Source organism: Bacteroides sp. D2, assembly GCF_025147085.1.
GTDB lineage: Bacteria > Bacteroidota > Bacteroidia > Bacteroidales > Bacteroidaceae > Bacteroides.
Genome location: NZ_CP102261.1, coordinates 1,472,207 through 1,484,522, shown reverse-complemented (window position 1 = coordinate 1,484,522; position 12,316 = coordinate 1,472,207). Strand labels below are relative to the sequence as shown.

At 43.4% G+C, this 12,316-nt stretch carries 10 protein-coding genes; all 10 read right to left on the bottom strand.

Annotated features, from left to right (window positions below):
* Positions 1 to 5: 5 nt before the first annotated feature.
* The 10 genes from NQ505_RS05200 to NQ505_RS05155 all read right to left on the bottom strand — a co-directional run bounded on the left by NQ505_RS05200 (position 6) and on the right by NQ505_RS05155 (position 12,312).
* Positions 6 to 824, bottom strand: coding sequence for an SGNH/GDSL hydrolase family protein (locus tag NQ505_RS05200; RefSeq protein ID WP_032854065.1), 819 nt, complete (start codon positions 822 to 824; stop codon positions 6 to 8).
* A gap of 27 nt (positions 825 to 851) precedes the next feature.
* Positions 852 to 2,042 (bottom strand): AGE family epimerase/isomerase, encoded by a 1,191-nt coding sequence (locus tag NQ505_RS05195; RefSeq protein ID WP_009001312.1) that lies wholly within the window; start codon positions 2,040 to 2,042, stop codon positions 852 to 854.
* A 13-nt stretch (positions 2,043 to 2,055) separates the two neighbouring features.
* Entirely contained in the window at positions 2,056 to 3,339 is a 1,284-nt protein-coding gene (locus tag NQ505_RS05190) for an acetylxylan esterase (protein WP_032854159.1), read from the bottom strand.
* A 7-nt stretch (positions 3,340 to 3,346) separates the two neighbouring features.
* Positions 3,347 to 4,714 carry an MFS transporter gene (locus tag NQ505_RS05185; protein WP_009001314.1) on the bottom strand — a complete coding sequence of 456 codons (1,368 nt, stop codon included), beginning with the start codon at positions 4,712 to 4,714 and terminating at the stop codon, positions 3,347 to 3,349.
* Positions 4,711 to 5,889: a glycosidase gene (locus NQ505_RS05180; RefSeq protein WP_009001315.1), complete on the bottom strand. Its 1,179-nt coding sequence runs from the start codon at positions 5,887 to 5,889 to the stop codon at positions 4,711 to 4,713. The genes NQ505_RS05185 and NQ505_RS05180 overlap by 4 nt, the downstream gene beginning before the upstream one ends.
* Before the next feature lie 18 nt (positions 5,890 to 5,907).
* On the bottom strand, positions 5,908 to 6,978 hold the full coding sequence (locus NQ505_RS05175; RefSeq protein ID WP_009001316.1) for a glycoside hydrolase family 26 protein: 1,071 nt from the start codon (positions 6,976 to 6,978) through the stop codon (positions 5,908 to 5,910).
* Positions 6,979 to 7,013: 35 nt separating this feature from the next.
* Positions 7,014 to 8,213 carry a glycosyl hydrolase gene (locus NQ505_RS05170; RefSeq protein WP_004324111.1) on the bottom strand — a complete coding sequence of 400 codons (1,200 nt, stop codon included), beginning with the start codon at positions 8,211 to 8,213 and terminating at the stop codon, positions 7,014 to 7,016.
* A 239-nt stretch (positions 8,214 to 8,452) separates the two neighbouring features.
* Complete coding sequence (locus NQ505_RS05165) at positions 8,453 to 9,268, bottom strand: alpha/beta hydrolase (RefSeq protein WP_032848394.1); 816 nt, start codon at positions 9,266 to 9,268, stop codon at positions 8,453 to 8,455.
* A 41-nt stretch (positions 9,269 to 9,309) separates the two neighbouring features.
* Entirely contained in the window at positions 9,310 to 10,491 is a 1,182-nt protein-coding gene (locus tag NQ505_RS05160; protein WP_229036687.1) for a glycan-binding surface protein, read from the bottom strand.
* A 24-nt stretch (positions 10,492 to 10,515) separates the two neighbouring features.
* A complete protein-coding gene (locus tag NQ505_RS05155; RefSeq protein ID WP_004324117.1) occupies positions 10,516 to 12,312 on the bottom strand; it encodes a RagB/SusD family nutrient uptake outer membrane protein in 1,797 nt (598 codons plus the stop codon).
* Positions 12,313 to 12,316: the final 4 nt, after the last annotated feature.

Sequence of the window (12,316 nt, the reverse complement as noted above, 5' to 3'; positions counted from 1 at the left end):
ATAGGTTAATTTACCTCTAAATAATCCTGTATTTTCTTCGCAATATAACGCCCCATTAATTGTTGCCCTTCTACATCCGGGTGCAACCCGTCTTTCAAATAACGCCCATGTTCTCCCCAAACTTCGTCTTCCGCTTTAATGCCACATTCAGAATAACAATCAATCACCGGAACAGAAAAAGCATTGCATATTTCCCGCAAAACTGCTATTTTTTTCAAGTTCAGTTCATTATGAGACGCACTTCCCGACTGGATAGGCGTACAGAGAAATACCCGACATTCAGGAAAACGCTCAATAATAGTCTGAATACACCAGCGAGCTCCCCCTGCCATAGTAGTAAGATCTACTTTATCCAATATTTCCTCTTTCAAAGCGTCAAGCGCACTTCCTATTTTTGTATCATTCGTACCCATAGAAAAAACAAATATATCCGGTGCCGGAAAACTACCGTTTTCTACTTCTGATATAAACTTCTGAATATGCACTTTTGCCACATTATTGTGTCTTTTCTGTATTTCCACTTTATCATCTGTAGATTTCCACCCACCGGAAATACCGGCAAAGTCCTTACTGCCATATTCTTGCGTATCAATATAACATGCCCATTTTGCCGATCCTACCGCAACATTATGATGAGTGGCAAAACCAAGTATATCAACAACCGTTTTTGACCACTGATTACCCGCAGTAATGCTATTCCCGTCACAACCGAAATGCATCTTACTGAAATCTACCTTCACCTGTGTCTGCACTCCCCCTTCCTGTGCCTGATGGTCTGCCGAACATCCGGTAAAAAGTAAAATGATTAATATCCATTTCTTCATCTTAATACTCCTTTCTCTATTATTCATCTAAAACCGCTCCATTATCTCCATACACATTCTCCCATTATGGTAAGGACATTTCCAAAAACCCGCCTTATCTTCTGCACGGTTCACTGTTCCGTCTGCACGTATTCCCCAAAACCATTCTCCATTGTCGTAATCAACCAGATGTCTTTTCACAAATTCCCAACATCGTACTGCCCTCAACAGTGACAAACGGTCATCAAAATGCTGGTAAAGGTTTATATATCCAACAATCGCTTCCGCTTGTACCCACCAATGCCGCTCGGCATCTATTGAACCGCAACTCCCGTTCATTTCATAAATCATACCCGCACCTGGAAGAAACCCCTCGGAAGCCGCTTCCGCTATCTCTATCACAAGCGGTTCTATCCGGGTTATCAGTCGTTTATCACCGATGAGCAAGGCAGCCTCATGCAGCAACCACGATGCTTCTACATCATGCCCATACGAAACTATGTCATGTCTACTATTCCAGTCATCATCAAAAAACAACCGTAAATGCCCGGTTTCAAGATCCAGTATCCGGTCGGTAAAGAGTTCTATAAGGTTACGTAGCTGACGCTCCAGATACTCATTATTCCAAACACGAAAAAGATTTGTATAAGGCTCCAGAATATGCAAATGCGTATTCATCGTTTTCCGCTCATTTTCATCCTTCTCACTCAAACGCCTATCCTCTATTTCATTCCATTCACGGGTCAACGCCTCACAATAACCGTTCTTAATCCGATCAAAGCTATGTTCTTCAATGTCATAAAACAGACGTATAGCATATTCAAGCGCTTCTGCGTCTCCCGTAGCCCGGTGATATTCACTCAATCCATAGATAGCGAAACCTAATGCATAAATTTGTTTTTTAGTATCCAAAGGAGAACCGTCTTCACATACTGACCAAAATACCCCTCCATATTCGTGATCATAGAAATGAGTTATCAATTCCTGTTTGGCACGGTTCGCCATTTTCAAGTATTCGTCCTTATGCAACAAACGGTAAGCCGATGAGAAAGTCCACAAAATTCTTGCATTCAAAACAACACCCTTAGAAGCTCCGGGAATACGTTCTCCTGTGCCGGAAATTCGTCCATAAAAACCGCCATGCTCCGAATCCACCATATGATTCATCCAAAACGGAAGAATATTGCCCGTTAGCATACACTGCATTTCTTCCTTTAATTTTCTAACTGTCGTTTCCATATCATCTGCCAATTTATAAACCTAGTTGACGACAAAGCCATTTATTCCACTCATCAGATTGCTCCTGATATAGATAATGTCCCGTCTCTAAATAAGGATGCAACTCCTTTTTAGCTGTAATAATATTATAAACTGCATACATAGAGGTAGGCGGACATACTTCGTCATTATATCCCCAACTGAACCAACCCGGTACAGTAATAAGTCGTGCAAAATTTGCCACATCATAATACGCTGCTGTGGTAATCCGCTCTTTTGATGGTTGAGGAAAATAATAGAAGTAATGAGGCCATCCTCCGGCAGTCTTCTTCAAATGTGCCTGATGGTCACACATCGCAGGATGGACAGCTGCATAAAAGGTAATCCGTTTGTCCAATGCCGCCGTTACAACAGAAAGTGCTCCTCCCTGACTGGAACCTGTCACTCCCATATTTTTCCCGTCATATTCCGGCAAAGAAGCTATAAAATCGACTGCACGAAGAGTACCAGCGAAAACACGCTTATAATAACTCTTATCCCGGCTATTGTCATTTTGATGAGGATATCCGTTAAGCGCTCCTTTCGACAATACGTCATATACCATCTGCGGCATCGTCACAGGAATCCCATGAATGCCTATTTCCAACGTAATCACTCCCTTGGAAGCCATATGGACATCTCCCGAATAGGGACGCACTCCGGCACCGGGCACGCGAAGTAACGCCGGATACTTACCCGGCTTTTTGGGTATACAAAGAATACCGAACGTTCTCGAACCGTTACAAATATTCTGAAAACTGACATGGAAGACATTTACCTTATCCGTACAACGGTCAGGAATAAGCTCCATAACAGGAAGCAAAGGAATCTGCCGGGCTTCCTTCAAAACAGTATTCCAAAACTGGCTGAAATCTGCAGGAACCGATGCATGTGGCCTCAACTCTTCAGGTGCATAAGCCACAGTAGCCAATCCTTCATATACATGTCCGCCAACAGACGCACGCACTTTACAGCGTAAAAAACCGGGAACATCCATACAACCCGTTACACTTGTCTTTCCGTCTTTCAATAAAATCCCTTTCTTCTTTTCCACCGGATACCATTCCGGCCCCAACTCATAGTCTATTGTCACTTCGGACAAAAGGTTTTGTGCCTTATATACCTGAATTGTAAACGAACATTTTTCTTTCAACTGATACTTCCAGTCCGTATGGTCGGGAGATACGACTACAGTAATTTCCGTTCCACGGATTTGTGCGGAAAGAAAAGTTACGCAACAACAGAATACCAGGCTAATAATCCATCTATGTATTTTCATAATCTTATCATTTTCTTTTATCATTCAATTGGTTAGTGATTTTTCTCATTTCTTTTTCAGAAAGCGGATAAAGGCTGATAAAGATGACACTCAGCACCGTACCCATAGCCGGTAGCCAGCTCAGAAACATCCTTATTCCATGAATAGCTTCCTCACTCTGCACCGCATTAGCCTCAAAACCGAAAAAAGCCAGCAACCAGCCCGTAACGGCGCTTCCGATAGCCCAGCCAAATTTCTGACTCATGGAAGAAGAAGAGAAGATAAGTCCCGTAGCTCGGTTACCCGTTTTAAGTTCCGAATAATCAGCACAATCTGCATACATCGACCATAGAAGCGGAAAGATACTACCCGCACAAATACTTATCAACACCTGAAAAATAAACATCAACATCAGTTGCTCTTTATCAAACCAGTAGAAAATTACTGAAAGTACCGTCGCTATCGACATAGCCCACATATATGTCTTTTTTTTGCCGATACGATTGCTCAATGGAGCTGCCAACACCACTCCGACAATATTGGCGGCTTGCCCGACAGCCAAATAAAGCCCGCTCAATACAAAGGAAATTCCAAATAAAGAAACGGAAGCATATTCTTCTTCTATGACATAATACTTAAAATAATAAACCGTTGCCCCGTCACGAATAGAATTAAAGACCAATGCAGCTACACCGGCTCCCAACAGAATCCACCAGGGACGGTTATGAAGCAAATCCTGCAAGTCACTTTTCAAGGAATTCTGCTGCTCTTTAATAGGTTTTACCCGTTCAGCAGTCCATGCAAAGCAACCATAAAACAGCAACGTACACAACACTGCAATTACAATGACGCTCATCATCCAACCATGCTGCTCGTCGTGTCCCATACTGAACCGGTTCACCATCGGCATGAACAGAAGTAATGCTATAAAACTTCCGATGTAAGCGAAAGTCATACGATACGTAGAAAGCATGTTCCGGTCTTTCGGTTCCGGACTCATCACTCCCAACAACGAAGCATAAGGTACATTGATAGCTGAATACACCATCATCATTAACGAATATGTAAAATACGCATATATAACTTTCCCGTCATCACTGAAACCGGGAGTTGTAAAAGTCAGCACACCAATCACGGCGAACGGAACAGCCAGATACAACAGATAAGGACGGAACTTTCCCCACCGCGATTGCGTCCGGTCGGCAATAATCCCGATTATAGGATCGAACGCCGAATCCCAAACACGAGTGATGAGAAACATCGTACCCACCACTGCTGCAGGCATGCCAAACACATCCGTATAAAATATCATCAAATAAGAGCCAAACAATTTCCAGAACATGGACGAAGCCATATCACCGAAACCATAGCCTATCTTTTCCCTGAGCCCTATCATAAAGTATGCATCAGTTTCAGATTCTTATCAATCTGTTTCTTCAGCGTCTCCACTGAAGCAGAAGTAAAAAGACCGTCCACAGGTGTATTCATACAATAATCGACCAACCGGTCTATTGTAGAAGTCGCCACATGCATACGGGTGTCAGAAGAAGCATAGTAAATAAAAACCGTACCGTCTTCATCAGCTATCCAGCCATTGGCAAACAATACATTAGAAACATCTCCGATACGCTCTTCTCCTTCCGGCGCCATAAAGAAGCCTGCAGGAGAAGCAATCACTTTCGCCGGATCTTCCAGAGAAGTCATATACATATACAACACATAACGCAAACCGGCTGCACACCCACGTACACCATGCGCCAAGTGCAACCATCCCTTCGATGTCTTAATAGGATGAGGGCCTTCACCATTTTTTACCTCTTTGATCGTATGGTAATAACGCCGGTCGATTATAGTCTCTTCCTTTACTTCCGCACAAGTAATATCATCTACCAATGCCCAACCGATACCACCGCCACTTCCGGCATCTATAAAACCGTCCTGCGGACGGGTATACAACGCATACTTTCCATCCACAAATTCAGGATGAAGAACTACATTCCGTTGCTGGCTCCTCGTTTTCAGATCCGGCAAACGCTCCCAAGTCTTCAAATCCTTGGTACGGGCAATAGCCGCTGTAGCGGTAGCCGAAGAAAGATCCCCCGCAGGTGCCGTATCATCGTGACGTTCGGCACAGAAAATACCATAAATCCACCCGTCCTCATGAACCGTCAAGCGCATATCATAAATATTTGTCGCAGGAATAATGTCTTCAGGCATAGTCACGGGATAATCCCAAAAACGGAAATTATCTATACCGTCAGGACTTTCAGCCACTGCAAAGAAAGATTTACGATCCGCTCCTTCAACACGCACCACCAGCAAATATTTACCGTTCCATTTGATAGCTCCCGAGTTCAACGTAGCATTCATGCCGATACGTTCCATCAAGAAAGGATTTGTCTTTTCGTCCAAGTCATAGCGCCAAAACACAGGGGTATGGGCAGCAGTCAGAACAGGATATTGATAACGTGTGAAAATTCCATTTCCACCTTCAACTGGTATATTCTTACGAGTTACCAGTTTCTCGTAATCATCAAATAAGTCGCGGATTTTTTCTTTAAATGTTTTCATCTATTTAGTATTTTAATTTCATTTCAAATCAGACACAAAAATGGTTTTAGGATGCTTATAAAACTCCACAAAATCAAGTGCAGATATTTGTCCCGGATACGGGGCATAATAATGCGCTTCCTTTTCGCGGGCATTCCGCCACACCAATACATAGCTGACAGGATACTTGTCAACTATAGGAAACAAGGTTTCCGTCCACCAGGTGGAATCCGGGATAGCTTCATATCCAGTCTCCGTCACTGCAACCGGTTTATTATGCAACCTTCCGGCTTCCGTAAGAATCGTCAATGACTTCTCCATAGTATCCACATATTTTTCACGCTCAAACTGATAAGTGTCAAACCCGAACAAGTCTACCATGCCATCACCCGGATAGCGTTCCAGATATTCATTCACATTATCGGGCTCACTACCCGGAGAATAAGCATATAGCAAATGATTCACTCCCTTTTCCTGTAGATAATCATAAGTCATTTTCCACAACGACTTATATTCTTCGGCAGAACAAAGATTTTGTCCCCACCAAAACCAGCTCCCCGTATGTTCATGCCAGGGACGGAAAATCACCGGTATTTTAACTCCTTCCTTCGTGACAAGCGAATTCATAAAATCTGCTACCCTATCCAGCCATCCAAGAAACTTCCCATGATTCTCTCCTCCGGGAAGGACGGAAGCAACTGCCGTTGAATCACTCACATCCCAAGACGCTTCTCCCGTCACAGGGTTATCCACATGCCAGCTAAGAGAGCAAACACCACCCCTGTTATAGTGTGCTATAATCTCTGCTCGTATCCGTTCGAAAAGAACATCATCCAAGTTCTTCTCTCCTCCCCTTTCAATACGCCCCAGGTCAAAAGCCATCACTGCCGGATAATCGCCACACACACTTTTGACATCACTACGGTTCTCGTCTCCATCCCACCGGATACCATATACCGGATCATCCTGATGACCAAACATGAATCCTTTCTTCGGCAAGCGGATTAACTTATCCAACAATGCCTCCGTCTCCGCAGTTTTCGAAGCAGACTGTTGCTCTCTTATCACACATCCGCCCATTCCTAAAGCAAGCAGGAAAACGCCTGCCATAACTAGTTTATTTTTCATCTTCAAGCTATTAAGTATTATTTAAAAGAGGGTAATTGATCGCGGGTGATTACATAATCCTGTGACATTGCATCCACCCACCAATCCTTATCTGCATACCTATGGGATGTCGCAGTAAAAGCTTCCGAATCCAATTCTTTCGTACGGCTGTAATCATACCACGGCATAAAGTATGTCCATTTTGCCCCTGCCTCCCACTGGGCGGATATCCGGGCAAGATGATACACTTTCCCGCTTTGTTCGCCATTTCCACATTCGCTCAATGCCACCAGCTTACCCGGACAAGAAGCAGTTATCGTACCGTACTGCCTGAAACAGTATTCCCCAGTAGTGTACTCATCCTTTGCAGGATACATATCACGCCCCACCATATCGACGTATTCATCCCCCGGATAAAACTCGCTATCCTTAGTTTGTGTAGTCCATACCCAAATCAGATTGTTGATTCCTTCTTTCTTAAAATAATTGAAAATATAAATCCATAGTTTCTTGTACGCTTCCGCCCCGTCATTTCCCCACCAAAACCAGGCTTTTCCATTCTTATAATTATAGATATTACCGGCAGCCTCATGCAAAGGACGCCATATTACAGGAATTCTCTTATCGCGAAGCAACTTCAAATAGCCCGCCAGCTTCTTCAAATCGGCCTTGACGACTTCGTTTTCCCAAGTGCCCTCCTTTGTAGCGTTAGCAGCACTGAAAACAGTCGTCGTCCTTTTTCCCGTACCCGGATCTACAGAACCGTCCCCCGGAGTATAGTGCCGTTCGGCACTTCCTTGGACACATGGCACTCTCCAATGCCAGCCCGCACCCACAAGCCCGTTCTTGTTCCACCAGTCTTCCACTATTTTCGTTTTCGAATAATCAATCCACGAACAAGGGGAATACTCCAAAGAGAGATAGTCAAAAAAAGCAATAGCCGGATACTTGCCTGTATGCTGATATACCCATTCCGCCTCATTGACATTCCAACTCGGGCATGCCATTGTTCCGGACAGTGTTTTCTTATTCCTGTTCTCCCTTAAGAAATCATATACTTTCACCGCTTGCTCCGAAGCACCGGAAGTACAAAGGACAGGTGTAATAACAGGTTCCTCTCCTTTGCCCGAATGCCCGGCAAATTCTTCTCCCGACGAACATGCCATAAGTACGAACGCAGTCCCTGTCAGGAACACTCGGGATTTCACTATACCAATGGTCGGTCTACTTTTTTTCATTGTAATATTTTTAAGTTTAATGTAGGTAATAAAGAATTATCTTTCCGAAAGCAAAAGTAGAGATGTGCACATGAAATATGGCTCCCAAATGGTTTTCACACTATCCTATTTGTCACATGATACATTTGGAACAGTATTCAGATACATTCGGGGAAAAAAGAATCCCTGACAAAATAAACATTGCCAGGGATTTCGTCAAGCAGTTCCGTTCTAACTAACGGATGCCGTCTTATTTTGAATTATTTTTCAGGCTCTCCTAATATCCTCTTTATATGCTGCTTCAAGATATAGAATGCCGGATCGCCCATAGGGCCATGGCCATGACCCCCGATTTCATAAAGGAATGTTTCTTTGTGCCCGACCAATTTCATCATCCGCCACATATACGCATTCTCTTCATAACGTCCGAAAAGTTCCAATTCCCGGTCGCCTGTAATGAGAACCAAAGGCGGAGCATCCTTGCGAACATGAAACAAAGGAGCAAATTCATCAACAGTAGGCTGAAGATTATCTATGCCATTCATCTTCCGATAAGAAAAATGACTAATCACCTGCCCGCTGAAAGGTATCAATCCGGCAATAGAATCAGCATCTATATCATATTTTTTCAACCATCTTTTATCCAGACCGACCATAGCCGTCAGATAGCCGCCTGCAGAATGGCCGGATATAAATATCTTATTCTTATCACCCCCATATTTTTCCACTTCCCGGAAAGCCCACGCAACAGAAGCAGCGGCATCATCCAGACATTCGGAAATAGCCACCTTCGGAAGTAGGCGATAATTTACGGCAATAACCACCATTCCATTTTTCTTCAGCCTGCCCGGTATTGATTTATTGCCTTGGGTAAGCCCCCCGCCATGAAACCAAACTACCACAGGACATCCGGTCTTATTTTCCGGATAATAAACATCCAGCTTGCAACGCTCCGTTGCATAAGGGTCTTTTGAAGAACTATATGACAAATCCTTTACAGTACGATACGTAATATCCTGGGCATAAAGGACGCCACACATCAAAAGACTCAATAAAAAACAAATTCTTTTTATCATTCTACTTCTATTTATCAGTTAAGTGCAAACTCACTATCGAATTACTGTCCTATCTTCTTTTCAATACGGATATTGGCAAAACTATGGTCTACATTCCATTCTACATTAGGTTGCATTGCCAAAGTTAAAGCTATTTTTCCGGAAACCAATCCGGCAGTAGCTACATTTTCAAGTTCCAGAGTTACAGTATACCATTCTCCAAATGTATTCATATTCTCATCTAATGAATATTTCCACTGGTAATTACCGCCATTCAGCTTAATCAGATAACCGCCTGTCTTCGACGTAATGTCATAGAACGGATAATCCGAAGCCGAATTAACTTCAAATTTGAACAGGTAGTCAGAAGGATTAGCGGCAACTTCCTCATCTAATATAATACTGCCGGAAGGCAATCCTGTATAACTCCAAGCCTTATAAGTGCCTTTTACCCGGAAAAAAGAACCGGCCAAAGCTACAGGGTCTCCTGTATTGGAACCATCGGTTATAAAATCCTTACCGCCCCAAATACCATAATCCGAAGGATTAGCCAAGTCCCAAACAAGATTGTCCGTTTGCCGATAAGGTAATTGATAAGAGCAATGTCCTTCTGTACCATTCCATTCCACTACAATCATCGAGTTATCCGGAATATCCCCCGGAAGTTTGGCAGTAATCACCTGGTCTGTCACGCTTTCTATCTCCAGTTCCGTATCGCCAAACTTGATGACAGATGACGAATTCTTGCCAAATCCATATAATTCAAAATATTTGCCCTTTATCTGTAAGGACGTGCCGGGCAAAGCAAATTCATTATACAGACCGTTTATTTCCATCACAGGGACATCCAGTTTGAATTCACAAGTCGTATTCCCCCGCTCTGTTTCATAATATAATTTGTTCGTGATTTCTTCAGGCATATCCCCCGGTAAAGGGAAACACGCCTTTTTTGACGTCGCATACACTTCCGACAAATCCACTTCCATATTATTGAAAGTAATTTTCGTCACATTGCTCAAGTTCTCCCCGACCAACACAATCATTTCACCAAATCCCCCTTTGGTCAGCGGAACCTGTAAATCCGTATCATCCGGAGAATAGATGCCCTGCACATCGGGTGCTCCAAATGAGTTCATGCCATCATCATAACCATCATTATAAGTTACAACATCCTGACAAGAGAACAGAGTTGCCAACAACACTGTCCCTATCAATATTCTATTCAAAGTCTTCATATTATTCATAAATTATTGGGTTGAACATACGGCTTAGTTCCAGCCCGGATTATTTTTATCAATAGCCATATTGGTAGAAACTTCCAACGATGGCAACGGATACAGCAAGTGACGGAATTCACGACGTTTGTTAATACTTCCCTCGTCATAAGGAGTACGCGTACCATCTTCATTGATTCCACCCAAAGAATTCATTACGTCCAAATATATTCCCCAACGGAGCAAATCCCAACGACGGTCACCTTCATAAGCCAGTTCCTTTGCACGTTCCTCAAAAATGACCGAACGTAACTCCACTTTCGTTTCAATAGCACCGTCTCCGGTTACAGAAGCCTCTTTGGCATTCGAACGGATACGAATATCATTCAAAGCATCAATCGCATCCTGTGAAATCCCGTCATTCAATTCGCATTGTGCCTCTGCGTAAATCAATACAATATCAGCATAACGCAAGAATGGCCAATAAGCATCCGTACGGCCAATCGTGGGGTCTGTCACATCGGCATATTTAGTTGTAAAGGCGAGGCAATTAGATGATATGCTGTTCGTATAGGTGAGTCCGTCATTGAATGGCGCTACAGGTTCCTGCACTTTCACGTCGTCCATATTCTTACCGGTAGCCATCAACTTATATTCCGGGGTTCCCGGATAATAATATCCCCTGCCATTCTTCACCTGACTGTCATACTGGAAGCGATGCTTGACTCCTTTCGTTATACGGTAATCCTCGTTATCAAACAAGCAATACCAATGAAAACGATTGCCTACCCAAGGGCCTTTCTGCAATACCCCTCCGGCATCCTGCATGCCGCAGTACCATTGATGTACTCCGTTACCATACTCTTCGTCAGCACTCCTTGTCCGTACGGAAAACATATGTTCACTTTCATCAAAACCGCTTTTCTTCCACAATTCATCAAAAGACAACAGTCTGTAAGTCCCATAACTCACATCAGGATTCCTCCCCATTATAATACCTGCATAATACGCCGCTTTCTCATAACAGTCTTTCCAGTTAAGCGATTCATAACCTGCCACCTGTGTCTTCTCGAATGTATTCGAAACCGGATTAGTCAATATTTTCGTTCCTGCATTATAACTATAGGAAGGACCGGACTTCACAATCATCTTTTCTCCTGCCGGAAGCGCACCCGCCCCCATAGTGGCATACACTTTTGCCAGCAGGCCAATCGCAGTGCCCGCAGCGACATGTCCCTTTTGATATTCGGCATCCGTATTTTTATACATCATACCGGCTGCCTGCTCTAACAAACGTATAATCTCCGCATACACATCAGGAATAGGACGACGAGGCTGGTTATAGCTGGCTCCTTCACTGATAGCGACATCAAACAACGGAATTTCACCATATGCACGGGTCAGCAAGAAATAAGAGAATGCTTTCTGAAAATAAAGTTCTCCCAACGCATTCCGTTTTACTTTCTCATCCGCACCGGTTATTTCATTTACATAATGTATGGCTACGTTTGCCCGATGAATCAAATTATAACAACCCGTCCAAATAGAAGTCGCATACTCGTCCGCCTGAAAGTTTCCCGCTCCCAAATTACTGAAAGCCCAGTCCGGCCCGGTTATATAATCGGAATCAAGTTCCAGGCAACGTGGAAAACTACTATAACGGAACATATTGTTTCCCCATTTACTATATACTCCGGTCAGCCATAAATCTACAGCCGCATTATCATTGCCCAACTGGTCGGGACCGACAAAAGCATAAGGTTCCTCCTTCAAAAAGTCACTGCAAGAAGCCAGTCCCAGACTGCCCGTTGCCCAAAGACTTAAAACAACATACAATTTATATAATTTCATAATT